Below are 24,923 nucleotides of genomic sequence, written 5' to 3' on the forward strand. Positions count from 1 at the left end.
GCTGCCGCGCATCTCCGGCAGCCGCGCCGCGCAGCCCGACCTGCCGAGCCTCGGCAAGGACGGCGACCGCGCGCGCCGGACCGGGGACGCCCCGTCGGCTCCCGGACGGTACGAGCACTACCGGGCGCCGCGGTACCGGCCCCAGCGCGACGAGCAGCCGGAGACCAACTTCCGTGACGATTTCACCGAGCCGGAGCCGGCTCCCGAACGGCGGCAGATCCGCCGGTACCGCTACAAGGACTGACCGCCCTCGTACCGGGCCAGCCGGGCGTGCAGCTCGCGCAGAGACTCCTCGACGCGGTCCAGGAACGCATCGACCTCGTCCTCGTTGTACCCGCGCCGCCCGATCGGCGGCTTGGAGAAGTGCACGTTGTGGACCTGGTCGGGCGTCAGGGGCTCCATGCGCCCCAGCGTAGAACGAGGTGCGTCGACGGAAGCGTCGATCAAGCGCGGGCGCGGGGCCGCAGCTCGCGCGGCAGGGCGAAGACGAGGGTCTCGTTGGCGGTGGTGACCGTGTCCACGTCGGAGAAGCCCTCCCCGTCGAGGTACTCGACGACGCCCTTGACCAGGATCTCCGGCACCGATGCGCCGGAGGTGACGCCCACCGTCTGCGCCCCCTCGAGCCACGCGGGATCGATCTCGCGGGCGTAGTCGATCAGGTACGACGTGCGGGCGCCGGCCTGAAGCGCCACCTCGACCAGCCGCTTCGAGTTGGACGAGTTGTTGGACCCCACGACGATCACCACATCGCACTGGGCCGCCATCGCCTTCACCGCGACCTGGCGGTTCTGGGTGGCGTAGCAGATGTCGTCGCTCGGCGGATCCTGCAGCTTCGGGAACTTCTCCCGCAGGCGGCGCACCGTCTCCATGGTCTCGTCCACCGACAGCGTGGTCTGCGACAGCCAGATGACCTTGTCCTCATCGCGCACCGTGACCGAATCCACGGAGTCCGGGCCGTCGACCAGCTGCACGTGCTCCGGCGCCTCGCCCGCGGTGCCCTCGACCTCCTCGTGACCCTCGTGGCCGATGAGCAGGATGTCGTAGTCGTCACGGGCGAAGCGCTTGGCCTCCTGATGCACCTTGGTGACCAGCGGGCACGTCGCGTCGATCGTGCGGAGGCTGCGCTCGGCGGCACCGGCGTGCACCGCCGGGGAGACGCCGTGCGCCGAGAAGACCAGCAGCGAGCCCTCGGGCACCTCGTCGGCCTCGTCGACGAAGATCACGCCCTTGTCCTGCAACGTCTCCACGACGTGCCGGTTGTGCACGATCTCCTTGCGCACGTACACCGGGGCGCCGTGCTTGTCGAGTGCCTTCTCCACCGTCTCCACCGCACGGTCGACGCCCGCGCAGTAGCCACGCGGCTCGGCCAGCAGGACCCGCTTGCCAGAACTCATGCCTCCAGGCTACGGCACCTGACGGCGACACCGCTGCCTCGATGAGGCACCCTGGACACATGAGCCGTTTACCGTTCATGGTCCGCGTCGCGGCCGGTGCAGTCTCGTTCGCCGCCGAGAAGGGCCAGGAGATCGTCACAGGGGCCGTGACCGCACCGGTCACCCTCGGCAGCCTGTCCGCTCAGGCCTTCATCCGCATGCAGCAGGACCTCGCCGACCTGGCCGTTCGCGGTGACGCCGCGATCGAGACGATCTTCCCCGCGAAGGAGGAGGAGAAGGCCGCGTGGGCGACCTTCGACGACGACGAGGACGTCGACCTCGACCTGCCGGATCCGCCGAAGGCGGGTTTCGGTGACGTTCGTCGCGCCGAGGCCCCCGCGGTCCCTGAGCCGCCACGCGATGCGGAGGACCCCGCCCCGGCCGCCGCCGAGGACGCTCCGGAGCAGGAGGCACCGTCGGGCGCGGGCCGCTACGCGCTCTACAGCTCCCCCGCCCCGGCCCCGTCGCCCGCGGGCACCGCGACGGTCGAGGCCGATGCTGACCTGCCGGACGCGGCCCGCCGGATCGATTACACGGAACTGACCCTCGCGCAGCTCCGCGGCCGCCTGCCCGGGCTCAGCGCCGACGACCTGCGGTCGCTGGTCGAGTACGAGCGCGGTCATCGCTCGCGGGCGCCGTTCCTCACGATGCTCGAGAACCGCCTCCATCGGTGACCACTCCCCCGGCAGCGCCGTCGGGCGGCGGGCCTTCCACGGCGGAGCACCCGTGGCCCGTGCGCGTCGTCTCCATGAAGGTGGCGCAGTGGATCGACCGCCTCGGCGAGGTGTGGGTCGAGGGCCAGATCACCCAGCTCAACCGGCGCGGCGGCGGCACCGCGTTCCTCACGCTGCGCGACCCGTCGGCCAACGTCTCGCTGCAGGTCACCTGCCTGCCCGCGGTGCTGGACCGGTCCGAGGTGCCGCTCACCGAGGGCACCCAGGTGATCGTCCGCGGCAAGTTCACCTACTGGGCCGGCCGCGGCTCGCTCTCCCTGCGGATCACCGAGATCCGCGCCGTGGGCATCGGTGAGCTGCTCGCCCGAATCGAGCGGCTACGGCAGTTGCTGCACGCCGAGGGCCTGTTCGACCCGCGGCTCAAGCGCCCGCTCCCGTTCCTGCCGCGCACCGTCGGGCTGGTGACGGCCCGCGCCAGCGCGGCCGAGCGGGACGTGCGGTCCATCGCCGAGAGCCGGTGGCCGGCCGTGCGGATCCGCGCCGAGTACGCGACGGTGCAGGGACCGTCGGCGGTGCCGCAGCTGGTGACCGCACTGCACGCGCTCGACGCCGACCCCGAGGTGGACGTGATCATCATGGCCCGCGGCGGCGGCAGCGTGGAGGATCTGCTGCCGTTCTCCGACGAGGCGCTGTGCCGGGCCGTGCACGCGGCCCGGACCCCCGTGGTGTCCGCGATCGGACACGAGCCCGACAACCCGCTGTGCGACCACGCCGCCGACGTCCGCGCCGCCACACCGACGGACGCGGCCAAGCGCGTGGTGCCCGACGTGGGCGCCGAACTGGCCCGTGTCGTCGAGCTCCGCGAACGGGCGGCGGCGGCGCTGCGCGGCTGGGTCTCCCGCGAGACCCACGCCCTCGACGCCCTGCGCTCGCGCCCCGTGTTCGCCCACCCGACGCGCATCGTCGACGACCGGGCCGACGACGTGGACCGCCTGCTGCGGGATGTGCGGCGCGACGTGCGGCGCACCGTCGACCGCGAGTCCGACACCGTGCGACACCTGGCCGCGCGCCTGACCGCTCTCGGCCCCGCCGCGACGATGGCCCGCGGCTACGCGGTGGTGCAGAAGGTGACGCCGGACGGCGAGAACCCGGTGATCCGCAGCATCGACGACATCGCGCCCGGCACGCAGCTGCGGGTCCGCGTGCCCGACGGTGCCGCGACCGCCGCCGTGATGGGCGTGAAACGACTGTCCCCCGAAACCGAGGAGAACTGAGTTGGCAGCAGACGAGTCGACCCCCGTGGCCGAGCTGGGCTACGAACAGGCCCGCGACGAGCTCGCCGGTGTGGTGCGGCTGCTGGAGCAGGGCGGCCTGGACCTGGACGAGTCGCTGAGCCTCTGGGAACGCGGCGAGGCGCTCGCCAAGCGCTGCGAGGAGCACCTCGCGGGCGCCCGCGAGCGGATCGAGAAGGCGCTCGGCGAGGCCGAGGAGTAGGCGCTAGTTCGGCGTGCCGGCCGGCGCCGGGGTGTCGGCCGGCGGGGCCGCGCCGCCGGCAGCGGCCGGGAGCGGCTGCTGATCCTGGATCGCGGTCGCGATCTCGGTGAACCGCGGCACGGTCGCCGACCCGTACAACACCACGACCGCGCCCGTCTCGTTGAGCACCCATGCGCTGCGGTTCTTCTCGTTCGGCCCGTACACGGCCCACGTCCTGGCGCCGATGGGGATCGTGCCCGACTGCGAGGCGCGGGCACCGAAGACGGATTCCACGACGTTCGGCAGAGGCGCGTTCGACTGCGAGACCTGAAGCGAATTCTTCTCGGGCGTCACGTAATTGACGGTGAACACCGTGCCGCCGGTGATGTCCTCGTCGCGGGTGGCGGTGGCCTTCCACTCCGCCGGCACTCCGTTCTCGACGCCGGGGCCCGCGGGCATCCGCACGGGGAAGCGGAGGTTCTGCGCCGAGAGCGCGTAGACGGACTTCGGATCGATCGGGTCGACCGTCTCCTCGTCGGGGTTCGCACCGAACCCGAAGCGGAAATTCCCCGACGCGAAGACCGCGAGCAGGCACAGCGCGATCAGGGGCACCATCGTGAGCACCAGGTCGCGCCGGCCCTGCAGGAGTCGAGATTTCTCAGCCACGACGTCCAGTATCCCGAAGGCCCGGCGGAGCATCCGAGGCGGCATGGAAGAATCGCGGCAGAGCAGGGGGCGCCACACCCGCCCGTGCCGAACCGCTGAAGGGATTGCCGCATGTCCGACACGCACGATCGTTCCGATCAGAACCCCATCGCCCCGGACCGCAACCTGGCCATGGAGCTCGTGCGGGTCACCGAGGCGGGCGCGCTGGCCGCGGGCCGCTGGGTGGGACGCGGCCAGAAGGAGTCCGGCGACGGTGCCGCCGTGGACGCCATGCGGCAGCTGGTGTCCACGGTCTCGATGAGCGGCGTCGTCGTGATCGGCGAGGGCGAGAAGGACGAGGCGCCCATGCTGTACAACGGCGAGGAGGTGGGCAACGGCTTCGGACCGTCGACCGACGTCGCGGTGGACCCCGTGGACGGCACCACGCTGATGGCCAAGGGCATGCCCGGCTCGATCGCGGTTCTCGCCGTGTCCGAGCGCGGCGCGATGTACGACCCGTCCGCCGTGTTCTACATGAACAAGATCGCCGTGGGCCCCGAGGCCGCGGGCGTCATCGACATCAACGCCCCCATCGCGGACAACATCGCGAAGGTGGCGAAAGCCAAGGGCATCAAGGTCACCGACGTGACGCTGACGGTGCTCGACCGGCCTCGGCACGAGCAGCTGATCGCCGACATCCGCGCGACGGGCGCGATCGTGCGGCTCATCTCCGACGGTGACGTGGCCGGCGCCATCGCCGCCGCGCGCCCGGAGGCGAAGACCGACATCCTGGTCGGCATCGGCGGCACCCCGGAGGGCATCATCGCCGCGGCCGCGCTGCGCTGCATGGGCGGCGAGTTCCAGGGCACGCTCGCCCCGTCGTCCGACGAGGAGAAGCGGCGCCTCGCCGACCTCGGCATCGATCCCACCGAGGTGCTCACGACGACCGACCTGGTGCGCGGCGAGCACGTGTACTTCGCGGCGACCGGCGTGACCGACGGCGACCTGCTGCGCGGTGTGCGGTACCGCGCGGACGGCGCCACCACGCAGTCGATCGTGATGCGCAGCAAGTCCGGGACCGTGCGCATGGTGGACGCCACACACCGCCTGGGCAAGCTCAAGACCTACGCGCCGATGTTCGAGGAGAAGTAGGCCCCGCGCCCCGCGGTATTCCCGCCGAGATCCTTCCCACACAACCCTGACCCCGGCCCACGGCCGGGGTTAGGGTTAGGTATGGCTAACTCTGACGGCGAATACCGGATCGAACACGACACGATGGGCGAGGTCCGCGTCCCCGCGGACGCCTTGTGGCGGGCGCAGACGCAGCGCGCGGTGGAGAACTTCCCCATCAGTTTCCGGCCGCTGGAGCGGGCGCAGATCCGCGCCATGGGGCTGCTCAAGGCCGCCTGCGCGCAGGTGAACCAGGACCTGGGGCTGCTGGCGCCGGAGAAGGCGGCGGCGATCATCGCGGCGGCGCGGGAGATCGCCGACGGCGCGCATGACGACCAGTTCCCGATCGACGTGTTCCAGACCGGCTCGGGCACGAGCTCCAACATGAACACCAACGAGGTGATCGCGTCGATCGCCGGCGCGAACGGCGTCGCGGTGCACCCGAACGACGACGTGAACATGTCGCAGAGCTCGAACGACACCTTCCCCACGGCGACGCACGTCGCCGCCACCGAGGCCGCCGTGACCTCGCTCGTGCCCGCGCTGGAACACCTGCAGGCGGCGCTGGCGGCGAAGGCCACGGCGTGGCGCGACGTGGTGAAGTCCGGTCGCACCCACCTGATGGACGCGGTGCCGGTGACTCTGGGCCAGGAGTTCGGCGGCTACGCCCGGCAGATCGAGGCCGGCGTGGAGCGGGTGCGGGCGACCCTTCCCCGCGTGGGCGAGGTGCCCATCGGCGGCACCGCGGTGGGCACCGGACTCAACGCGCCCGACCGGTTCGGTTCCCTCGTCGTGGCGGAACTGGTGAAGCTGACCGGCGTGGACGAGATCCGGTTGGCGAAGGACAATTTCGAGGCACAGGCGGCGCGCGACGGGCTGGTGGAGCTGTCCGGGGCGCTGCGGACCGTCGCGATCTCGCTGACCAAGATCGCGAACGACGTGCGCTGGATGGGCTCCGGCCCCCTCACCGGCCTCGGCGAGATCGCCCTGCCCGACCTGCAACCCGGCAGCTCGATCATGCCCGGAAAGGTGAATCCGGTTCTGCCCGAAGCAGTTACGCAGGTCGCCGCGCAGGTGATCGGGAACGACGCCGCGGTGGCGTGGGGCGGCGGCAACGGCGCCTTCGAACTGAACGTGTACATCCCGATGATGGCGCGCAACGTGCTCGAGTCGGTGAAGCTGCTGGCCAACGTGTCCGTGCTGTTCGCCGACCGGTGCATCGAGGGGCTGGAGGCGAACGAGGAGCGGCTGCGGACGCTCGCGGAATCGTCGCCGTCGATCGTGACGCCGCTGAACTCGGCCATCGGTTACGAGGAGGCGGCGGCGGTCGCGAAGCAGGCGCTGAAGGAGAAGAAGACCATCCGGCAGACGGTGATCGACCGCGGGCTCATCGGCGACGACCTGTCGCTGGAGGAACTGGACCGGCGCCTCGACGTGCTGAAGATGGCGAACCTCGACCGCGAACGCTGAAGCCCGGACGGTGCCGGGCACGCGCCCGGCACCGTCGAAGGTCAGATCAGGGAGGCCGCACCGATCGCCCCGTAGGGCGCCGGGGCGGGGGCGCACTCGCCCTCGGTGGCGAGCGCGGCGACGGTGACCGAGCGCGCGTCCCCGACGGGGACGGAGACGGTGACCGGCGGGGTGTCCCGGCGCAGGACGCGGGTGAGGCGGGTGTCCCCGTCGACGATGACGGACACCCGCACCGCCAGCGCGGCGGGAGTGTGCGGCTGGAGCCCCAGTACGCCGGTGAGCGTGGAGAACTCCCCGCCGAGACCGAACAGCGCCGTCGACGCGGTGCCCTCGCAACCCACCCAGACGCCCGTGGCACCGCGGTAGGTGACGCCCCCGAGGGACGCGGTGAGTGCCTGGCCGGTGGCGCCCAGTGCGGTGCCGGTCGCGAACCGCGCGTACAGCGGGGTGCCGACCGGGGTGGTGGTCGCCGGGCGCTTCGCCGCGCCGATCTGAGCGACCTCCAGCTCGTGGACGGGGACGCCGTGCCCGGGGCTCTGCGCAGCCGGGGACGGCGCACCGCACCCGACGATCGCCATGCCCACCAGGCACGCCACCGGTGTGAAACTCGGTCTCCATCTCACCGGCGTGAGTTTAGTGCGCCCCGCTTGTCAGTGGGACCGTGTCGGGCGTTCTCCGACAGTAGGGGTTGCACTCTCCCGGATCGGGGTGGGGCGGGCCGGGACGGGATCAGTAGATTCGAGATATGAGCACCCCGCGCTGGTTCACCGACACCAAGGAAGGCCACAGCGAGTGGTACATCGAGCGGTTCCGCTCGATGGCGCGGGAGGGCGCCGACCTCGCGGGCGAGGGCCGGCTGGTGGACGCGATGGTCGGGCGCGGGGCGCGCATCCTCGACGCCGGCTGCGGGCCCGGCCGCATCGGCGGCTACCTGCACTCCGTGGGGCACGACGTGGTCGGGGTGGACGTGGACCCGAAGCTGATCGCCGCAGCCGAGGCCGACCATCCCGGTCCGCGCTGGATCGTGCAGGATCTGGCCGAGATGGATCTCGCCGCTCACGGGGAGGCCGAGCCGTTCGACGCGATCGTGTGCGCCGGGAACGTGCTCGTGTTCGTCGCCGAGGGCACCGAGGTCTCGGTGCTGGAGAACTTCCGGCGCCATCTCGCGCCCGGCGGGTTCGCGATCGTGGGGTTCCACGTGGACCGCGGTCTCTCCCCCGAGGCGCTCGACGCCTTCGCCGCCGAGGCCGGCCTGCGCACCGATATCCGGCTCGCGACGTGGGACGTGAAACCCTGGCACGACGGCGCCGATTTCGCTGTCACGGTGCTCCGCCCGACTGCCGGGTAACCGCCGCGGGCCCACGCCGTGCCCCGCCCCCGTCGGGCGGGTCGCGGCCCGCTGTCACTCCCGGTGTGCCCGGAACACCCACACCGACTGCAGCACGAAGTTCACCCCGGTGGCGACGGCCTGCGAGATCACCCAGGACACGACGAGGACGTGCGGTGCGTCCGGAAGCGTCTTCCGGACGATCAGGTCCACGACGACGGCCAGCCCGAAGCACACCGCGTACACGACGGCGGCGCGCGTCTTCTCCAGCCGGGAACGGTCGCCCGCGAATGTGAAGTGGCTGTTGAGGTAGTAGGCCACCGTGCTGCCCGCGATGTAGCTCACCGCTCGCGCCGCGGTGGGCGCCGCGCCGATCTCCAGGAGCAGTTGCCGCACACCGAAATCAGTGGCCGCTCCGGCCAGGCCCACGGCGCCGAACGCGGCCAGCCGCCGGATCAGGGGTGCCTGCGTCACGAACTCCTCCTCCGTCCCCGCGACGCGCACACGAACACCACTGCGACCCTCCACGGTTCCGTCACAGTGCGCGCTACGGGTGCGGGTCAGCGCTCCTTGGAGCGGATCCGGATGCCGCTGAGCGGAAGCGCGACCTCACCGGACGGATCGGTGAAGAAGTCGTTGCCCTTGTCGTCGACCACGATGAACGCCGGGAAGTTCTCGACCTCGATCTTCCACACGGCCTCCATGCCGAGCTCGGGGTACTCGATCACTTCCTGCGACTTGATGCAGTCCAACGCCAGCCGCGCCGCGGGGCCGCCGATCGAGCCGAGGTAGAAGCCGCCGTAGGTGTCGCAGGCCGTGGTGACCTGCTTCGAGCGATTCCCCTTGGCCAGCATCACCATCGAGCCGCCCGCGGCCTGGAACTGGTCCACGTAGCTGTCCATGCGGCCTGCTGTGGTGGGGCCGAACGAGCCGGACGCCATGCCCTCGGGGGTCTTCGCGGGGCCGGCGTAGTACACCGGATGGTCCTTCAGGTACTGCGGCATCGGTGCGCCCGAATCCAGCAGGTCCTTGATCTTGGCGTGCGCGATGTCCCGGGCCACCACGAGCGGGCCGGTCAGCGACAGCCGCGTCTTCACCGGGTACTTCGACAGCTCCGCGAGGATCTCGGGCATCGGCCGGTTCAGGTCGATCTCCACGACCGCGCCGCCCTCGATGTCCTCGGCCACACCGGCGTCCGGCATGTACTGCGCCGGGTCGGTCTCCAACTGCTCGAGGAACACCCCGTCGGCGGTGATCTTGCCCAGGGCCTGGCGGTCCGCGGAGCAGGACACCGCGATCGCGACGGGCAGCGAGGCGCCGTGCCGGGGCAGGCGCACCACGCGGACGTCGTGGCAGAAGTACTTGCCGCCGAACTGCGCACCGATCCCGAAGGACTGGGTCAGCTCGAAGACCTTCTCCTCCAGCTCTTTGTCCCGGAACCCGTGTGCCGCCATCGAACCCGACTCGGGCAGCTCGTCCAGGTAATGGGCGGAGGCGTACTTGGCGGTCTTGAGCGCGAACTCGGCCGAGGTGCCGCCGATGACGATCGCCAGGTGGTACGGCGGGCAGGCCGCCGTGCCGAGCGAACGGATCTTCTCGTCGAGGAACTTCAGGATGCGATCGGGGTTGAGGATCGCCTTCGTCTCCTGGAACAGGAACGACTTGTTGGCCGAGCCGCCGCCCTTGGCCATGAACAGGAACTTGTACTCCGGCCCCTTCGGCCCCTGTTCGGTGGCGTAGATCTCCACCTGCGCGGGCAGGTTGGTGCCGGTGTTCTTCTCCTCGTACATCGTGATCGGCGCGTTCTGCGAGTACCGCAGGTTGAGCTTGGTGTACGCGTCGTACACGCCGCGGGAGATCCACTCGCCGTCCTCGACGCCGGTGAGCACGCCTTCGGCCTTCTTGCCCATGACGATGGCGGTGCCCGTGTCCTGGCACATCGGGAGCACCCCGCCGGCGGAGATGTTGACGTTCTTGAGCAGGTCGAGCGCCACGAACCGGTCGTTGCCCGACGCCTCGGGGTCGTCGATGATCCTGCGCAGCTGCTTCAGGTGCGCGGGCCGCAGGTAGTGGCTGATGTCGTGCATCGCCTCCGCGGTCAGCTTCTGCAGCGCCTCCGGCTCCACCTTGAGGAACTTCTGCCCGTCCACGTCGAACGTGGACACGCCCTCGGTGGTGATCAGTCGGTACGGCGTCTGATCCGGGCCGATGGGCAGCAGGTCTGAATAGATGAATTCGGGGCTGTTCGAAGTCACGTATCGAGGGTATTCCCCGGCATATCGGCGGTCCTGGTTAGGTTGCCCTACCTGCGGGAACCGTGCCCGACGGTGCGCTCACCGCAGCGCCGCGACGGCGAGGCCGAGCGTCCCGGCGGCGCACAACCACATCCGGGTCAGATTCCACGCGCCCCACGTCCGGGCGAACTCCACCCACTCGACGGTGCCCGCGGCCAAGCGCTGATTGAGGGGCACGTTGACGGCCATCGTCAGCGCGAGGGCGGCGATCGCCGCGACCGCGCCCGCCACCCCCGCGACCGTCCGGACATCCACGCCACCCCCGATGACCAGCCGGATCAGGGCGATGAACGCCAGCAGCGCCCCCAGCAGGAAGACCGCGATGAAGGGCGGCCGCTCGACGGCGGCGTTCATCCTGCGCATCGCCTCGGCACCGTCGGGGGCGGCGCGCTGCGCCGTGATCACCGTGGCGTACGCGAAGTAGAAGCCCGTCAGCACGGCGCTGAGCAGGGCCGCGGATCCGAGGAGGAGTCTCAGTGTCATGCCTCCAGCATGAGTGGCCGCGTTAGCGGAATCCATACGCGGATGCGGTGTATCCATACGCATTCGTCTAGCCTGGAGGGCGTGGATCCGCTCTTCCGCATGGTCTCCGGGCTCCGCGCCCACGGACTGTTCTCGTTGCGCCTCTCGATGGCGCCTCCGTGGTCGGTGGACGTCGACGACGGTGCGCCGCTCACCGCGATCGCCGTCGACCGGGGCGCCGCCTGGATCGACGCGGCGGGCGGCGAGCGGATCCGGCTCGACGCGGGCGCGGTCGCGCTGATCGCGCACGGGCCGCGGTACGTCGTCGCCGACGAACCCGGCCGCCCGCCGACAGTCCGGATCGAACAGGGCGGCACCTGCGTACCGCTCACCGAGTCGATGCGGTCGACGACGCACCGCGGCCTGCTCACCTGGGGCAACCACGACGACGGCCCGGACCAATTGCTGGTGGGCACGTACGCGTCGGCGTCCCAGGTCGGCCGGCACCTCGTCGGGCAACTCCCGGAGTTCACGGTGCTGCCGCCCGGCGAGGTCGACGAGGCGCTACTCGGGCTTCTGCGCCGCGAACTGGAGGATCCGCGGCCCGGCCACAGCTTCGTCATCGACCGCCTGCTCGACGTCGTGGTCTGTTCCGCGATCCGCGCCGCGGCGCGCACGACCGGCCGCGGCTGGCTGTCGGGCACCGTCGACGAGACGGTGGCCGGCGCCCTGGACCTCATCCACGAGTCGCCCGAGGCACCGTGGACGGTGGCCTCGCTCGCCGCCGCGCTGCACGTGTCCCGGGCGACCCTGGCGGCCCGGTTCCGGGAGGCGGTGGGCGATCCACCGGGCGGCTACCTCACGCGGTGGCGCCTCACCCTGGCGGCCGACGCGCTCACCTCGTCCGACGACGGGCTCGACGCCGTCGCCCGGCGCGTGGGCTACGGATCGGCGTTCGCGCTGAGCGCCGCGTTCAAGCGCCACCACGGGATGAGTCCGTCGCAGTACCGGCGCCGGGAGACGACGGCCGCCGTCAGATGAAACCGAACAGCGGCGGGAAGGCGAGCGCCACCACGGCCGCCCAGGCCGCGAACGCGGGCAGCGACGCCGTCTGCCACTCCTCCACGTCGCCGAACCTCCGTGTCCCACGGCAGAATCCGAGCCCGAGCCAGGCGGAGCGGACGAGCACCACCACGAGCAGTAGGTTCAGCCCGAGCACGGCGACCTTGTTCGGCGACGTGCCGAACTCGGCGATCCGGGTGACCATCGCGACCAGGACCACCGCGTCCACGACCACGGCGGCCACCACCAGGGCCACCTGCAGCCGGTCGAACACGTCGGGCCGGCGACGGGGATCGCGGGCCGAGACCGCGTACAGCAGTAGTCCGACGACGAGCACGAGGACCACCGTCATCAGCACCAGCAGGTCGCGGTCGGCACCCACCAGCCCGGGCCGGGAAGCGAACGCCCCGAGCACCACGACCAGCATGAGCAGCGTGACCGGGGTGAAGATGCGGGTGAGCACGGGCGCGATGTTCTCGATCACCTCCTGCTTCGCCTCCACGAGCCAGGCCGCCACGAGCACGGCGCCCGCCGCGCACGCGGGCACGATCCACTCCCCCACCGCGACCTCGGCGTCGATGCCGACGGCGGACAGCGCCCCCACGGCGAGGCCTGTGACGGCGCCCCCGCCCAGGGCTATGAGCACGAAGTAGATGACGAACTCGCCGGTGAACCGCACGAAGTCCATCCGCCGAGGCGCCGAGCGCCACTCCCCGCCCGTGTACGCGACGGCGACGCCGCACCACAGCACCGCGGGAACCGCCATGGCCGTGAGGATCTCGGTGTCGCCGCCGGCACGGAACGGGTACAGCGCGAGCACGGCGGCGAGGACCGCGAAGACACCCGCGAGCGCCGCGACGGTGCGCCGCGACAGTTCCCGCTTCCACGCGAAGTAGCCGGCCAGGAACGGTGCGACGGCGAACCCGAGGAACCGGGGTGCCGCGTCGCCGAGCAGGTGGACCGAGGCCACCGTCGACAGCGCGGCGGCGACGCCGAGCGCCAGCACCACGGCGAGCTCGTGCCGCCGGCCGGCCTCCTCGACGGGGCCGCCGAGAACCAGCTGCTTCCACAGCCGGTCGGAGTGTTCGCGGGCGAACTCGTGCGCGATCGCATCGGTCGAGCCCATCCGCTTCACGGCGACGAGGAACGACTCGTCGGCGTCGAGGCCGCGCTCCTCCAGGTCCTGCATCGATTCCCGCAGATGCGATTCGAGCTCGTCCACCTCGTCGGCGCGCATCCGGCGGCGGCCCTCCAGGTACCCGCGCCACTGCTGGACCTGGGCGTCCACGCCGCTCACGCGAGACCCTTCCGGGGCTCGGCGATCTCCAGCCAGATCTCGTCGAGGGCCTCGCTCACCGCGCGCCACTGGCTGCGCCGCTCCGCCAGCGCCGCGCGGCCGGTGGCGGTGATCGCGTAGTGCTTGCGGCGGCGCCCGGTGTCCGCGGTCTCCCACCGGTGCGTGACGTGGCCGAGCCGCTCCAGCCGGTGCAGCAGCGGGTAGAGCATCCCGTCGGACCACTCCAGCTTCCCGCCGGACAGCTCACGCACCCGCGTGAGGATCGCGTAGCCGTAGGTCTCGCCCTCGCAGAGGATGGCGAGGACCATCGGCGTCGCGGAGGCCGCGACCAGGTCCTTGTCGATGTGCACGCGTCGTCCTCCATACCTAGAACCGCTTGGTATCAGTTGTACCTTGTGGTTCTAGGTATGGCAACGGGCCCGGTCAGGCGGGGCTCAGCACCCCCACCGGGAAGACCCGCGGCGAGTGCGCCGCGTACACGAGCATCCCCGGGTAGACCTCGGCGAACCGGCGCCGACAGTCCTCGACCTCGGCGGGGTCGCGGACCTCGCGGAACAACACGGGCCAGGACCGGCCGTCCACCTCGACGGTCGCCTCCCCCGCGGCGCGGAGATTGCGGAACCAGTTCGGCGTCCGTGGAGCGCCGGCGTTCCCGCCGATCACGACGACGTCGGGACCGCGGAACACCGCCATGAGCGAGACGGTGCGCGGCTCACCCGACGTGCGGCCGCGCACCGTCAGGCGCAGTACCGGTGCGGAGAGCCAGAACCGGGTGATCAGCACGGCCGCAGGACTGTCCGGATGACGGGAGTGCACGCGGGTCGCGGCACGCGCCACCGGGCCCAGGCGGGTGGTGGCGAAGGAGTTCGCGCGGGCCCGCAGGGTGGTCCATCGATCGACCGTTCCGAGTGTCATACCGGAACGCTAGCCACCGTGCGCCGCGAGAACATCCACCCCAGGGCGGAATTCCGGCGCCGGCCGCCGTCAGAGCGCGCGACGGAAGGCCACCCGGTCCTGCCCCGGGCCGTCGTAATCGGTGTGCACGGGCACACCGTCGATCTCGCGGTCGCCCGGCTCGGCCTCGAACCCCATCGCCCGGTGGAACGCGATGGAGCCCCGGTTCTGCGGCGACGTGACGGCGCGGACCGTCGTGCGCCCGGCGGCCGCGGCGCGCTCGAAGAACGCGGTGTACAGGCGGCGCGCGGCGCCCCGCCCGCGCAGCGCCGGATCGACCCCGACGAAGTGGATGTACGCCTCGTCCGGCCTGTCCGCGGAATCGAATCCCACGAGGAACGCCCGGACGCCGGACTCGTCCTCGAGCACCAGGCTGGTGCGCGCGAAGTGTTGCAGGAACAACCGCGGCAGCAGCAGCGACAGTTCGCGGGACTCCTCGGGGCTACGGGAATCGCCCCACCATCTCTGGACACCGCCCACCATCGCGGCGTGGTCCTCGGTCCTGGCCTCACGGAGCTGCGGCATGTCCCCTCTCCCGGGTTCGACGGTGCCGGACCGGGCGGCCCGGCACCGTCGAACCTACGAGACTCAGGCGCCCGGGGCGAACTCCTCCAGCATCTCGGTTACCAGCGCCGCGATCGGGGACCGCTCCGAGCGGGTGAGCGTGACATGCGCGAAAAGCGGGTGGCCCTTGAGCTTCTCGATGACGGCGGACACGCCGTCGTGCCGGCCGACCCGCAGGTTGTCGCGCTGCGCCACGTCGTGGGTGAGCACCACCCGCGAGCCCGAGCCCAGGCGCGACAGCACCGTGAGGAGCACGTTGCGCTCGAGGGACTGCGCCTCGTCGACGATGACGAAGGAGTCGTGCAGCGACCGGCCGCGGATGTGGGTGAGCGGCAGGACCTCGAGCATGCCCCGCGACATCACCTCGTCCATCACCTCGGGAGAGGCCAGCCCGTCGAGGGTGTCGAACACCGCCTGCGCCCAGGGGCCCATCTTCTCGTTCTCGGTGCCGGGCAGGTAACCCAACTCCTGCCCGCCCACCGCGTACAGGGGCCGGAACACGACCACCTTGCGCTGGGTCCGCTTCTCCAGCACCGCCTCCAGGCCCGCGCACAGCGCGAGCGCCGACTTGCCGGTGCCGGCCTTGCCGCCCAGCGAGACGATGCCCACCGACTCGTCCAGCAGCAGGTCCAGCGCGACGCGCTGTTCGGCGCTGCGGCCGTGCAGCCCGAAGGCCTCGCGGTCGCCGCGCACCAGCTGCACCTGCTTGTCCGCGGTCACCCGGCCGAGGGCGCTCGACGTGCCGCCGAGCATTCGGACGCCGGTGTGGCACGGCAGGTCGCGGGCCTCGTCGATGTCGACGACGCCGTCGGCGAACAGCGAGTCGATGGCCGCGGGCGCCACCTCGAGCTCCTCCATGCCGGTGAAGCCGGAGGTCACCACGTCCTGGGCGCGGTACTCGTCCGCGGGCAGGCCCACCGCGCCGGCCTTGACGCGCAACGGGATGTCCTTGGAGACGAGCACCACGTTCCGGCCCTCCGCGCGCAGGTTGAGCGCGCAGGCCAGGATGCGGGAGTCGTTGGTCTCGGTGCGGAAGCCGACCGGCAGCACCATCGGGTCGACGTGATTGAGCTCCACCTGCACCGTGCCGCCGCCCGAGGTGGCGATCGGCTGGTCCAGACGCCCGTACTCGAGCCGCATGTCGTCGAGCAGACGCAGCGCTTCCCGGGCGAACCACCCCAGTTCGGCGTGATGCCGCTTCCCCTCCAGCTCGCTGATCACCACGAGCGGGAGCACGACGTGGTGCTCGGCGAACCGCGTGGTGGCCCAGGGATCGGAGAGGAGGACGGAGGTGTCGAGGACGTACGTCCGGGGGACGTCCGGGGTGGAACTCGTCGGCCCGCCGACGGTGGAGATCCGAGTCGTGGTCACGGTGACGCTCCTAGCCTGCGCGGCGCCCACGCAGGGCTGTTGCTCCGGCCAGGGGTCCCAAACGCCGAGTTCGCGTGCGTAGCTACACGTCGTCGACGAGGACCGGGGCCGGCCCTCTCGCTGTCACTGGTCCGCCAGTCACGTCGGTTGGAACCTCCCGGGACGAAATGCTTCCCCGCAATCCGTCACCGCCAAACTAACGCCGAACGCGCCGCGCGGCCCGGAGGCTGCGCGGCGCGTTCGTGAACAGTTCGTTACGCCTGAACTACAGGGTGAGACCCCAGCGGGCGAGCAGGGTGTTCAGCACCTCGCGGTCGCGCTCGGGCGTGGCGATCTCGGCCTCGAGGACGACGCGACGGGCCTCGTCGAGCCCCTCGGCGGTCTCCGCACCGATGGCCGACGCGGCGCGCGCCTGCTCCACCAGGGCCTCCTTGGTGTAGCCCTCGTTGACGTCCAGCGCCACGTCGAGCAGCTTGCCCCAGTACTGCAGCTGCACGCGGTCGTCGTTGGCGACCTTGCGCAGGGTGGTGACCAGGCCGGCGGGCGTGCCCTCGGACTTCTCGGCGAAATCGGCGAGCCGGTCGAAGTAGTCTGCCGACAGTGCCTCGTGCGCCATCACCATGGCGATCTGCTGCGCGACCTGGATCTCCTCGCGGGTGCCCTCGTACTGGCGGTAGCCGCGGGTGACCGCCTCCAGGCGCCAGGCCTCCAGCTGCTCGACGTCGAAGGTGCGGCTGACCACGACGTGGTCCCGCAGCGCGATGGCGTGGCGGTTCTCCTCCGCCGTCCAGTGGCCGACGAACTTGCCCCAGTCCGACTCGATGAGGTGGTGCTGCGCCAGCAGGCGGTGGTACGAGGGCAGGTGGTCCTTGGTCAGCAGGCCGAGGACCAGGCCGTTGCTCACCACCGGGTGGACCTTGACGTCCTCCGGGGTGAAGTCCTCGCCGCCGAGGAACGCGTAGTTGCGCCCGTCGTCCCACGGGACGTAGTCGTGCGGCTGCCACGCGTCGCCCGCGTCGACGTACTCTGCGCGGATGTCCGGCAGCGCCTTGTCGATGGCGAGAGTCAGGTCCTCGGAAGTGCTGGAAGTCACCGGGACACTCTAAAGCAGGCGCTGCCCGGCCTTCAAATCCCTGGTCGGGGCATTGCCCACCGCAAACCCCGGTTCACCGGGACAGCAGGCCCCAGTCCTCCAGGCCGTCGTACAGCGGCACCTCCAGCGCCAGCGCGGAGACGCGGGCGCGGAGCGCGGCGGTATCGGCGTCCTTGCCCTGCGCCAGCGCGGCGCCGATGATGTCGGCGACCTCGGTGAACTCCTTCTCGCCGAAACCGCGGCTGGCCAGGGCGGCGGTGCCGATCCGCAGGCCGGACGTGACCATCGGCGGGCGCGGGTCGAACGGCACCGCGTTGCGGTTCACGGTGATGCCCACCTCGTGCAGCAGGTCCTCGGCCTGCTGGCCGTCCAGATCGCTGTTGCGCAGGTCCACGAGCGCCAGGTGCACGTCGGTGCCGCCGGTGAGCACGGTGACGCCGGCGTCCGCCACGTCCTTGCCGCCCAGCCGCTCGGCGAGGATCCGCGCACCGTCGAGCGTGCGCTGCTGCTTCTCCCGGAACTCCTCGGTGCCCGCCACCTTGAGGGCGACGGCCTTGGCGGCGATCACGTGCATGAGCGGGCCGCCCTGCTGGCCCGGGAAGACCGCGGAGTTGAGCTTCTTGGCCCACTCCTGCTTCGCCAGGATGATGCCGGAGCGGGGGCCGCCGAGGGTCTTGTGCACCGTGCTCGACACGACATCGGCGTGCGGCACGGGGCTCGGGTGCAGGCCCGCGGCGACGAGGCCGGCGAAGTGCGCCATGTCGACCCAGAGGTGGGCGCCCACCTCGTCGGCGATGGAGCGGAACGCCGCGAAGTCGAGGTGGCGCGGATACGCCGACCAGCCGGCGACGATCACCTTGGGCTTCGAATCGAGGGCGATCTTGCGCACCTCGTCCATGTCCACCCGGTGGTCCTCCTTGGACACGCCGTAGAAGACGTTCTCGTAGAGCTTGCCCGAGAAGTTCAGCCGCATGCCGTGCGTGAGGTGGCCGCCGTGCGCGAGATCGAGACCCATGAGCGTCTCGCCCGGCTCCATCAGGGCCTGCAGCACGGCCGCGTTGGCCTGCGCGCCCGAGTGCGGCTGGACGTTGGCGAAGTCGGCGCCGAACAGCTCCTTGGCGCGGGCGCGGGCCAGGTCCTCCACCACGTCGACGTACTCGCAGCCGCCGTAGTACCGGCGACCGGGGTAGCCCTCGGCGTACTTGTTGGTGAGCACCGATCCCTGCGCCTGCAGCACGGCGCGCGGCACGAAGTTCTCGGAGGCGATCATCTCCAGCGTGTCCCGCTGGCGCGCGAGTTCGCCGTTCATGGCGGCGGCGACCTCGGGGTCGAGTTCGGCGAGGGACGCGGAGTTCACGCTGGAATCGCTCATGCGTTCATCCTAGGTGTTCCGACCAGCAGGTCACCGGGCGGATGCCAACTCCCGGCGCAGCGCCGACGGGGTCAGCGGCTCGTCGAGCAGCCGGCCGAACCGATCGAGCCGCGGCGCCCCCGGGGCCGCCTCGTCCAGCCAGCCGCCGAGCAGGGCGTAGCCCTCGACGTACGTGCTGATGTAGGCGCGCCACAGCGGGGAGCCGAGGAACCGCAGCGACTGCCGCGCGCTCTTCTCGGTCGCCAGTCCCCAGCGGCGCAGGTACGCCACCACCTCGTCGTCGGTGCCGCCGCGGTCGTGCAGCAGCAGCGCCGCGTCCTGCCGCACGTGCAGCAGTCCCGCGGAGGCGTTAGCGATCGCCTCGGCCAGCTCCCCGTCGAACGCGAGGCCCAGGTCGGCGTAGATCTCCTGCGCCCACGCGCCCCAGCCAGGCCCGATCGCGGCGCCCAGGGCGTGGTCCGCGAGCCCCTCGGCCATGAGGCACTGCGGGGTGTTCACCAGGAAGATCGTCTGCTCGGGCTGGTTCCCTCCGTGCACCAGCAGCTGCTCCTTGCGGCAGTGCTCGGTGTGGTGCCCCGGATAGGCCTCGTGCGCGATCAGGTGCGGAAGGCTCGAAAGGTACTGCGGGAGGTCGCCGTTGACGGCCACCCGGGAACGGTAGTCGCCGAGGTAGTAGTTGAAACCCGACCAGGGCTTGTCGTGCTCGATCTCGAACGCCACGGTCTCCCGCTCCGGCAGCGGGAACCGGGTGCGGACCACCTCGCGGAGCGCACCGGCCAGCGCGTCGACCACCTCGGGCACGCGCTCGGGCGGCACCAGGAACCGCTCGCGCTGGGCCTGCAGGCGCTCGCGCAGCGGGCCGGGGCCGGGCAGCAGATCGGCCAGCTCCTCGTGCGCGGCCTCGTAGTCGGCGGTGTCGTGCGGCGCGATGGGCACGTCGAAGTACGCCTTCACCTCGTCCACGAAGCCGACCGGCGCACCGTCGAACTTGCGGGCCGAGCACTCCAGGGCCGCCACGTGCCCGCGCAGGAACTCGCGGCGCTGCGCGTCGAGAGAGGTGTCGGATTCGAGGTCGCGCAGCAGGTCCCGGGCCTGGACGGCGAGGTCGGCGGGGGCGGGCGCGTCCTCGCGTTCCACGGCCCGACGGTGCTCGGGGTCGCCGAAGTACGCGTCGACGAAGCCGTTCTCGACGCGGTCGAACCGCAACCCGAGCCGCAGGTAGCGGTCGGTGACACTGAGCTCGGTCATGCGTGCCAGACTAAGGACATGTCTGCCCCGGCGCGCCAGGGAGTCGCCTCGTGAGCGAACCGAGCCCGTACATCGAGCTCGACCGCGCTCAGTGGCGCGAGCTCCGGCAGTCGACCCCGCTGTCGCTGACGGAGGAGGACCTGTCGCACCTGCGGGGTCTGGGCGAGCAGATCGACCTGGCCGAGGTCGCCGAGGTGTACCTCCCCGTGTCCCGTCTGATCCACCTGCAGGTGGCCGCGCGGCAGCGGCTGTACGCCGCCACCGCCACGTTCCTCGGCGAGCAGCGGCACGACGCGCAGGTGCCGTTCGTGATCGGCGTGGCCGGATCGGTCGCCGTGGGCAAGTCGACTACGGCGCGCGTGCTGCAGGCGCTGCTGGCGCGGTGGGATTCGCACCCGCGGGTGGACCTGGTGACCACCGACGGCTTCTTATACCCCACGGCGGAGCTGGAGCGCCGCGGGATCATGCACCGCAAGGGTTTCCCCGAGTCCTACGACCGGCGGGCCCTGCTGCGCTTCGTCACGGCGGTGAAATCGGGCGCGGAGGACGTGACGGCCCCCGTCTACTCGCACACGCTCTACGACATCGTGCCGAACGAGTTCATCCACGTGCGCCGGCCCGATGTGCTCATCGTGGAGGGACTCAACGTGCTGCAGACCGGGCCGCGACTCATGGTCTCGGACCTGTTCGACTTCTCGGTGTACGTGGACGCGCGGATCGAGGACATCGAGCGCTGGTACGTGGACCGCTTCCTGTCGATGCGGACCACGTCGTTCGCGGATCCGGCCTCGCACTTCCACCACTACGCCGGACTCTCCGACATCGAGGCGCGCGATCGCGCCGAGGGCATCTGGGCCGGCATCAACCGCCCCAACCTGGTGCAGAACATCCTGCCCACCCGTCCGCGGGCGACGCTGGTGCTGCGCAAGGACTCCGACCACTCGATCAACCGCGTGCGCCTGCGCAAGCTCTAGGCGAGACCGGCGGGCGGATCACATCGCGGCGTAGCCCCGGGCGAGGGCCCGCAGCTGCCCCGCCCCGTCCCCCTCGTACGAGGCACCGTGCATGATCGCGAGCGTCCGCGGGTCCAGCGCCGCCAGGTCGTCCAGGGTGGAGCCGAGTTCCTTGGTCAGGGCGGTCGCGTGGAACATGCCGTCGGCGGCGAGCGCGGCGTCCACCACGTCGGAGTCGGTGATCGCCGGGCAGTGCCCGGTATGGGTTAGGAGATCGCCCGCGAAGAGGGTCCGGGTCTCCTCCTCGAACCACAGGCCCGCCTCCCAGTTGTGCGGAACGTGCGGGGTCGACAGGAATCGCAACCGGTGGGAGCCGATGTCGAGCGGCTGTGCCTCGGGCCCCGAGGGCACGGCGACGGGTGGCCTGTCGCACATGTCGTTGAGGGACAGGGTGCACGCCAGCTCGCCGTGGATGACGGAGGCGGTGGGCGCGGCCGCGAGGAACCGATTCATGCTGCCGCACTCGTCCGCCTCGACGTGGCCGAAGGCGACCCACCGGAGGTCCTCCAGCGCGATGAGGCGGGCGACGGCCTCGGACACCAGTGGGAAGAGGCTCCGCATGCCCGTGTGGAACAGGAACGGCTGCTCGTCGCGGATGAGGAACTGGTTGAAGGTGAACCCGTCCGGGGTGACCGCGTCCACCCACGTCGAGATCCGGAAGACATCGGGGCCGATCTCGGCGACGGACGTGTTCATGCATCGATGATCCTCCTTCCGGCGCCCTATGACCAGGGGCTTCTTCGGCGACCCCGGCCGGCGGACCCGGCCGGCGAGCCCGCAGGCGCGCCGTCGCGACGGGCAGGGCGGGGCCTCCCCGCAGGGGTGGGACGGCTCCCCCGCTCGGGTGATTGCCGGGGCGGCCGCCCCCTGCGAGCGTGGTCGCATGAGTCCGCACACCACGTCGATCCGGATCGCTCTCGTCCTCGCCGTCACCGCCGCCCTCGCCTGGGGGCCGCTCCCCCGCGCCGCCGCCGAGGAACCCGATCACGTCGAGCGACATCCGGTCACCGTCGACCGCGGGGACGGCACCACGACCCCGGGGGTGGTGTTCGCGCCGCCGGGCGCCCGCTCCGTGCCCGGTGTGGTCCTGGTTCACGGCTCCGGCACCGGACGGGAGGACGCCGAACAGCGCGAGCGGTACGCCGGGTTCGCGACCGCGTTCGCCCGCGCCGGCGTCTCGGCCCTCCTCTACGACAAGCGGACCGACGACTACACGCCCGCGCACCGCGACTTCTCCCGCCTCGCCGACGACGCGCTCGCTGGCGTACGGGCGCTGCGGACCAGCGGGCTGGCCGATCCGCGCCGCGTGGGACTGTGGGGGCTCTCCGAGGGAGGCTGGGTCGCGCCGCTCGCCGCGTCGCGCGCGCCGGACACCGCGTTCCTCATCACCGTGGCCGCGAACATCGAATCACCAGCACGGCAGCAGGACTGGGCCAACCGGACCCGGCTGCACCTCGCGGGCGTCCGGGGGTCCCTCGCCGACCGGTTCGCGCCCACCGCGCTGCGGCAGATCGTCGGCGCGGGGGTGTTCGCGAACGCGGGCCACGACTCCGAGCCGGCGCTCGCGCGGCTGCGGATGCCGGTCCTCGCGGTGTGGGGACAGAAGGACCGGCTCACCCCACCCGGCGAGAGCCTCACGGGCTTCCGGAATCTGTTCGATCGGATCGGTAAGCGGGACTACACGCTTCGCGTGATCCCGAACGCGGACCACGGAGCGCACGTGACCGAGGACGGCTACGATCGACGCCCCGAGCTCGCCCCCGAGTACGAACGGATCGTCGCCGACTGGGTGCACGGCCTCCCCGGCAGTGCGGCAGCGCCGTTCGCGGACCCACCTCCTGCCCAAGCGCTCTCCAGCGCCCCCGTCGCGCCGCTCGCCCGGTGGGAGGGCGGCGCGGCACAGGCGGCGGGACTCGCGGTGCTCGGCGTGGGCCTGGGCGGCTTCGCGCTGACCGCCGCCCGCCGGCGGTGGCGGCTGCCCCGATCCGCCGCCCTCACGGCGACGGCGATGGCGGGGAGCACCGCCGTCGCGGGAGGGCTACTGGTGCACCTGATGTCGCCGCAGGCCGATCTCGGGCCGCTCGTGCTCGGGCGTCCGCTCGCCTGGCTGGCGGCGCAGGGCATGGCGGCCGCGGCGGTGGCCGGCGGCGCGTGGACCGCGGTCGCCACCGCCCGTGCCGGTGGAGCGGCGCCGGGTGCGACGGCGCGGCTGGGCCTGCTCGGGCTCGCGACGGCGGCGTTCGTTCCGCTCGCGCTCTACTGGGGAGTGCTGCTGCCCTGACCGGCGATGAAACCGGCTCAGCCCGTGCGGATCAGCATGGTGCGGCTCCACATGCCGGACAACGGGCCTACGATGCGGGTCATGACCCGACCCGGCGCCTCGCTCCCCGAGCTGCTGATGTTGGCGCGCGCCCGCACGGACGTCAGCGACGCCGACGCCGCGGTCTACCGGGCGGCGTTGCGCGTGCTCGGCCGCACCGGAACCCGGCACGCGACCGTCGACGCGATCGCCAGGGAGTACGGCGCCAGCCGGATGACGCTGTTCCGCAAGTTCGGCTCGAAGGACGAGATCCTGTCCGCGGCCATCGCCTGGGCGCTGGGCAGGCTGTGGCTGCAGACCGTCGACGTGATCGAACGGACCCCGCACGTGCCGACGCGGATCGAGGAGGTCTTCGTCCTGTGCTGCGGCCTGGGCCGCACGCTCCTCCCGCGCGGGGCGGTCGAGGAGCGGGCCACCCTGTTCGCCGACGACCGCATCGAGACGATGGACCTGGGGATCCAGTTCGTCGCCGCGGTCCTCGCCCAGGACGAGAACACGAACTCCATGCCCCCGAACGAGATTCAGATTCGCGCGGACGCCCTGGCGCGGCTCACGACCGCGTGCTTCACCATTCCGCCGGCGCCCTTCGACATCGACGACGAGAACGCCGCGCGGAGGTACGCGCGCACCGCCCTGGTGCCGATCGTCACCGGCTGATCCGGCGCACCGTCGACCGGGTGCTCCCGGATCAGCCGAACGGGCAGCCCGCCGCCCGTTGGCGCTGGAACGCGGTGAAATCCGGGAGATCCCGGCCCTGCATGGCCTGGATGGCCCGCGCCTGGCCGCGGGCGTGGTACGCGAGCGGCGTGAACCGCAGTCGCTCCGGCAGTGCGGACGACGCCCTCCGGATCGCGGCGGTGACGAACCGGTAGCCCTTCTCCTCGCGGCGGGTCCAGCCCAGCCCGAGGATCTCTCGGATCTCGGGGCGCAGCACGCCGACGGTGAGCAGGTACACCGCCCGGTTGACGGTGATGCCGACGGGCTTGAGCAGCGGCTCGACCGCGCGGAAGAACGGGCCGGTCTCCGGCGGCAGCGCCGGGCTGCCGTGGGCGAAGTCGTCGAGGAAGCGCATCGCGACCGGGTGCGCGACGAGCTTCTCGACCATCCCGTCGTAGTACTCCTCGAACTCGCCCCGGACCCAGGGCACGTGCCCCTCGGGGACCTGCACGATGTCGGCGATCTTGTGGGAGTCGGCCAGGATCCGGTCGTATTCGGCGTCTGCGACCGGCCTGCCGAGCGAGCGGGGCATGGAGTCCGCGATGGTGAGCGCGCCGGTGGCGATCACCCACGCGTAGGCCTCCGGGTTCAGGGCGCTGATGTGCTTGCCGTCGGCGTTGCGCATCTGCAGCGGCTGGTGCTGGGCGCGCAGGCGGTAGCCCTCCTCGATCGCCCCGGCGCCGCCGAAGTACCAGCGCTGCACCGAGTCCATGGATCGGACCGCGCGGCCGATCGGGTCGGTGAACGCGGCGCTGTACTCGCCCACGATGTCGCCGATCACGGGATGCATGAGCTGCAGCAGGAACGCGGCACCGTTGATGGGGAGGAAGGCCCACTGCCCGGCGGCCGTGCCGGTGATCCCCAGCGGGTCGACGAACGGGCTCTCCGGCCCGTATCTGCGCGGCTCCCCCGCCGCGGCCTCGGTGATCCGTCCCGTGACGCCGGACTCCATCAGCTGTGTCAT

At 71.5% G+C, this 24,923-nt stretch carries 27 protein-coding genes and 1 pseudogene; 11 read left to right on the top strand and 17 right to left on the bottom strand.

Going from position 1 to position 24,923, the window contains the following annotated elements; all coding sequences use genetic code 11:
• Positions 1–244 (top strand): hypothetical protein (locus BN39_RS23355; protein ID WP_040765721.1); only part of this gene is annotated, 244 nt, incomplete at its 5' end.
• Positions 245–273: 29 nt separating this feature from the next.
• Here the strand turns inward: BN39_RS23355 and BN39_RS23770 are convergent.
• Positions 274–402: pseudogene (locus BN39_RS23770) on the bottom strand (DivIVA domain-containing protein); the annotation flags it as partial.
• A gap of 41 nt (positions 403–443) precedes the next feature.
• The gene (locus BN39_RS01130) at positions 444–1,394 is read right to left on the bottom strand and encodes a 4-hydroxy-3-methylbut-2-enyl diphosphate reductase (RefSeq protein ID WP_019200510.1); all 951 of its coding nucleotides are present in this window, start codon (positions 1,392–1,394) and stop codon (positions 444–446) included.
• 59 nt (positions 1,395–1,453) lie between these two features.
• Here BN39_RS01130 and BN39_RS01135 point away from each other — a divergent pair, with 59 nt between their 5' ends.
• From BN39_RS01135 to BN39_RS01145, 3 genes are read left to right on the top strand one after another with little or no spacing between them, the layout of a single operon-like run.
• Positions 1,454–2,107: a lipid droplet-associated protein gene (locus BN39_RS01135; RefSeq protein ID WP_040765723.1), complete on the top strand. Its 654-nt coding sequence runs from the start codon at positions 1,454–1,456 to the stop codon at positions 2,105–2,107.
• Entirely contained in the window at positions 2,104–3,381 is a 1,278-nt protein-coding gene (gene xseA, locus BN39_RS01140) for an exodeoxyribonuclease VII large subunit (RefSeq protein ID WP_040765725.1), read from the top strand. The genes BN39_RS01135 and xseA overlap by 4 nt, the downstream gene beginning before the upstream one ends.
• Position 3,382: 1 nt before the next feature.
• Complete coding sequence (locus BN39_RS01145; RefSeq protein WP_040765726.1) at positions 3,383–3,601, top strand: exodeoxyribonuclease VII small subunit; 219 nt, start codon at positions 3,383–3,385, stop codon at positions 3,599–3,601.
• Positions 3,602–3,604: 3 nt separating this feature from the next.
• Here BN39_RS01145 and BN39_RS01150 read toward each other — a convergent pair whose 3' ends face one another.
• On the bottom strand, positions 3,605–4,246 hold the full coding sequence (locus BN39_RS01150; protein ID WP_159103216.1) for a DUF4245 domain-containing protein: 642 nt from the start codon (positions 4,244–4,246) through the stop codon (positions 3,605–3,607).
• Between the two features lie 111 nt (positions 4,247–4,357).
• On the opposite strand from BN39_RS01150, the gene glpX reads away from it, so the two are divergent.
• A complete protein-coding gene (gene glpX, locus BN39_RS01155) occupies positions 4,358–5,377 on the top strand; it encodes a class II fructose-bisphosphatase (RefSeq protein ID WP_019200515.1) in 1,020 nt (339 codons plus the stop codon).
• Positions 5,378–5,458: 81 nt separating this feature from the next.
• On the top strand, positions 5,459–6,865 hold the full coding sequence (locus BN39_RS01160; protein ID WP_040765727.1) for a class II fumarate hydratase: 1,407 nt from the start codon (positions 5,459–5,461) through the stop codon (positions 6,863–6,865).
• Positions 6,866–6,906: 41 nt separating this feature from the next.
• On the opposite strand, the gene BN39_RS01165 is transcribed toward BN39_RS01160, so the two are convergent.
• Entirely contained in the window at positions 6,907–7,488 is a 582-nt protein-coding gene (locus tag BN39_RS01165; protein WP_148281384.1) for an NPCBM/NEW2 domain-containing protein, read from the bottom strand.
• Positions 7,489–7,610: 122 nt separating this feature from the next.
• Between BN39_RS01165 and BN39_RS01170 the strand changes: the two genes are divergently transcribed.
• Positions 7,611–8,213, top strand: coding sequence for a bifunctional 2-polyprenyl-6-hydroxyphenol methylase/3-demethylubiquinol 3-O-methyltransferase UbiG (locus tag BN39_RS01170; protein WP_019200518.1), 603 nt, complete (start codon positions 7,611–7,613; stop codon positions 8,211–8,213).
• Between the two features lie 54 nt (positions 8,214–8,267).
• On the opposite strand, the gene BN39_RS01175 is transcribed toward BN39_RS01170, so the two are convergent.
• The 3 genes from BN39_RS01175 to BN39_RS01185 all read right to left on the bottom strand — a co-directional run bounded on the left by BN39_RS01175 (position 8,268) and on the right by BN39_RS01185 (position 10,969).
• Positions 8,268–8,666, bottom strand: coding sequence for a GtrA family protein (locus BN39_RS01175; protein WP_040766322.1), 399 nt, complete (start codon positions 8,664–8,666; stop codon positions 8,268–8,270).
• Positions 8,667–8,752: 86 nt separating this feature from the next.
• Positions 8,753–10,447 carry a fumarate hydratase gene (locus tag BN39_RS01180; RefSeq protein ID WP_019200520.1) on the bottom strand — a complete coding sequence of 565 codons (1,695 nt, stop codon included), beginning with the start codon at positions 10,445–10,447 and terminating at the stop codon, positions 8,753–8,755.
• A gap of 78 nt (positions 10,448–10,525) precedes the next feature.
• A complete protein-coding gene (locus BN39_RS01185; RefSeq protein WP_019200521.1) occupies positions 10,526–10,969 on the bottom strand; it encodes an anthrone oxygenase family protein in 444 nt (147 codons plus the stop codon).
• Positions 10,970–11,050: 81 nt separating this feature from the next.
• Between BN39_RS01185 and BN39_RS01190 the strand changes: the two genes are divergently transcribed.
• A complete protein-coding gene (locus BN39_RS01190) occupies positions 11,051–11,989 on the top strand; it encodes an AraC family transcriptional regulator (protein ID WP_019200522.1) in 939 nt (312 codons plus the stop codon).
• Here the strand turns inward: BN39_RS01190 and BN39_RS01195 are convergent.
• From BN39_RS01195 to BN39_RS01230, 8 genes are all read right to left on the bottom strand, one after another.
• The gene (locus BN39_RS01195) at positions 11,982–13,247 is read right to left on the bottom strand and encodes a permease prefix domain 1-containing protein (RefSeq protein ID WP_237741652.1); all 1,266 of its coding nucleotides are present in this window, start codon (positions 13,245–13,247) and stop codon (positions 11,982–11,984) included. The genes BN39_RS01190 and BN39_RS01195 overlap by 8 nt on opposite strands.
• 56 nt (positions 13,248–13,303) lie before the next feature.
• Positions 13,304–13,657, bottom strand: coding sequence for a PadR family transcriptional regulator (locus tag BN39_RS01200; RefSeq protein ID WP_019200524.1), 354 nt, complete (start codon positions 13,655–13,657; stop codon positions 13,304–13,306).
• A 73-nt stretch (positions 13,658–13,730) separates the two neighbouring features.
• A complete protein-coding gene (locus tag BN39_RS01205; RefSeq protein ID WP_019200525.1) occupies positions 13,731–14,222 on the bottom strand; it encodes a nitroreductase family deazaflavin-dependent oxidoreductase in 492 nt (163 codons plus the stop codon).
• Positions 14,223–14,291: 69 nt separating this feature from the next.
• The gene (locus tag BN39_RS01210) at positions 14,292–14,786 is read right to left on the bottom strand and encodes a GNAT family N-acetyltransferase (protein ID WP_019200526.1); all 495 of its coding nucleotides are present in this window, start codon (positions 14,784–14,786) and stop codon (positions 14,292–14,294) included.
• Between the two features lie 63 nt (positions 14,787–14,849).
• Positions 14,850–16,196 (bottom strand): PhoH family protein, encoded by a 1,347-nt coding sequence (locus BN39_RS01215; protein ID WP_019200527.1) that lies wholly within the window; start codon positions 16,194–16,196, stop codon positions 14,850–14,852.
• A gap of 265 nt (positions 16,197–16,461) precedes the next feature.
• Positions 16,462–17,289, bottom strand: a complete 828-nt coding sequence (locus BN39_RS21970) for an acyl-ACP desaturase (protein ID WP_019200528.1) — start codon at positions 17,287–17,289, stop codon at positions 16,462–16,464.
• Positions 17,290–17,362: 73 nt separating this feature from the next.
• Positions 17,363–18,661, bottom strand: coding sequence for a serine hydroxymethyltransferase (gene glyA, locus BN39_RS01225; RefSeq protein WP_019200529.1), 1,299 nt, complete (start codon positions 18,659–18,661; stop codon positions 17,363–17,365).
• Positions 18,662–18,691: 30 nt separating this feature from the next.
• A complete protein-coding gene (locus tag BN39_RS01230; protein ID WP_019200530.1) occupies positions 18,692–19,909 on the bottom strand; it encodes a hypothetical protein in 1,218 nt (405 codons plus the stop codon).
• Between the two features lie 50 nt (positions 19,910–19,959).
• Here BN39_RS01230 and coaA point away from each other — a divergent pair, with 50 nt between their 5' ends.
• A complete protein-coding gene (gene coaA / locus BN39_RS01235; RefSeq protein WP_019200531.1) occupies positions 19,960–20,883 on the top strand; it encodes a type I pantothenate kinase in 924 nt (307 codons plus the stop codon).
• An 18-nt stretch (positions 20,884–20,901) separates the two neighbouring features.
• Here coaA and BN39_RS01240 read toward each other — a convergent pair whose 3' ends face one another.
• A complete protein-coding gene (locus BN39_RS01240) occupies positions 20,902–21,618 on the bottom strand; it encodes a hypothetical protein (protein WP_019200532.1) in 717 nt (238 codons plus the stop codon).
• Between the two features lie 187 nt (positions 21,619–21,805).
• On the opposite strand from BN39_RS01240, the gene BN39_RS01245 reads away from it, so the two are divergent.
• Together BN39_RS01245 and BN39_RS21975 are read left to right on the top strand one after the other, a co-directional pair.
• Positions 21,806–23,203 (top strand): S9 family peptidase, encoded by a 1,398-nt coding sequence (locus BN39_RS01245; RefSeq protein ID WP_019200533.1) that lies wholly within the window; start codon positions 21,806–21,808, stop codon positions 23,201–23,203.
• An 81-nt stretch (positions 23,204–23,284) separates the two neighbouring features.
• Entirely contained in the window at positions 23,285–23,899 is a 615-nt protein-coding gene (locus BN39_RS21975) for a TetR/AcrR family transcriptional regulator (protein WP_159103217.1), read from the top strand.
• A 31-nt stretch (positions 23,900–23,930) separates the two neighbouring features.
• On the opposite strand, the gene BN39_RS01255 is transcribed toward BN39_RS21975, so the two are convergent.
• Positions 23,931–24,923 carry an oxygenase MpaB family protein gene (locus tag BN39_RS01255; RefSeq protein WP_019200535.1) on the bottom strand — a complete coding sequence of 331 codons (993 nt, stop codon included), beginning with the start codon at positions 24,921–24,923 and terminating at the stop codon, positions 23,931–23,933.

The organism is Tsukamurella sp. 1534 (genome assembly GCF_000312385.1).
Lineage (GTDB): Bacteria > Actinomycetota > Actinomycetes > Mycobacteriales > Mycobacteriaceae > Tsukamurella.

Excerpts from the sequence above, each read along its gene's own strand:
- BN39_RS01130 (WP_019200510.1), bottom strand. The coding sequence starts at position 1,394 with ATGAGTTCTGGCAAGCGGGTCCTGCTGGCCGAGCCGCGTGGCTACTGC.
- BN39_RS01160 (WP_040765727.1), top strand. The coding sequence starts at position 5,459 with ATGGCTAACTCTGACGGCGAATACCGGATCGAACACGACACGATGGGC.
- BN39_RS01245 (WP_019200533.1), top strand. The coding sequence starts at position 21,806 with ATGAGTCCGCACACCACGTCGATCCGGATCGCTCTCGTCCTCGCCGTC.
- BN39_RS01170 (WP_019200518.1), top strand. The coding sequence starts at position 7,611 with ATGAGCACCCCGCGCTGGTTCACCGACACCAAGGAAGGCCACAGCGAG.
- BN39_RS01255 (WP_019200535.1), bottom strand. The coding sequence starts at position 24,923 with ATGACACAGCTGATGGAGTCCGGCGTCACGGGACGGATCACCGAGGCC.
- BN39_RS01230 (WP_019200530.1), bottom strand. The coding sequence starts at position 19,909 with ATGACCGAGCTCAGTGTCACCGACCGCTACCTGCGGCTCGGGTTGCGG.
- BN39_RS01185 (WP_019200521.1), bottom strand. The coding sequence starts at position 10,969 with ATGACACTGAGACTCCTCCTCGGATCCGCGGCCCTGCTCAGCGCCGTG.
- BN39_RS01195 (WP_237741652.1), bottom strand. The coding sequence starts at position 13,247 with ATGCGCGCCGACGAGGTGGACGAGCTCGAATCGCATCTGCGGGAATCG.
- BN39_RS01205 (WP_019200525.1), bottom strand. The coding sequence starts at position 14,222 with ATGACACTCGGAACGGTCGATCGATGGACCACCCTGCGGGCCCGCGCG.
- BN39_RS01240 (WP_019200532.1), bottom strand. The coding sequence starts at position 21,618 with ATGAACACGTCCGTCGCCGAGATCGGCCCCGATGTCTTCCGGATCTCG.
- glpX (WP_019200515.1), top strand. The coding sequence starts at position 4,358 with ATGTCCGACACGCACGATCGTTCCGATCAGAACCCCATCGCCCCGGAC.
- BN39_RS01210 (WP_019200526.1), bottom strand. The coding sequence starts at position 14,786 with ATGCCGCAGCTCCGTGAGGCCAGGACCGAGGACCACGCCGCGATGGTG.
- glyA (WP_019200529.1), bottom strand. The coding sequence starts at position 18,661 with ATGAGCGATTCCAGCGTGAACTCCGCGTCCCTCGCCGAACTCGACCCC.
- BN39_RS21975 (WP_159103217.1), top strand. The coding sequence starts at position 23,285 with ATGACCCGACCCGGCGCCTCGCTCCCCGAGCTGCTGATGTTGGCGCGC.
- BN39_RS01135 (WP_040765723.1), top strand. The coding sequence starts at position 1,454 with ATGAGCCGTTTACCGTTCATGGTCCGCGTCGCGGCCGGTGCAGTCTCG.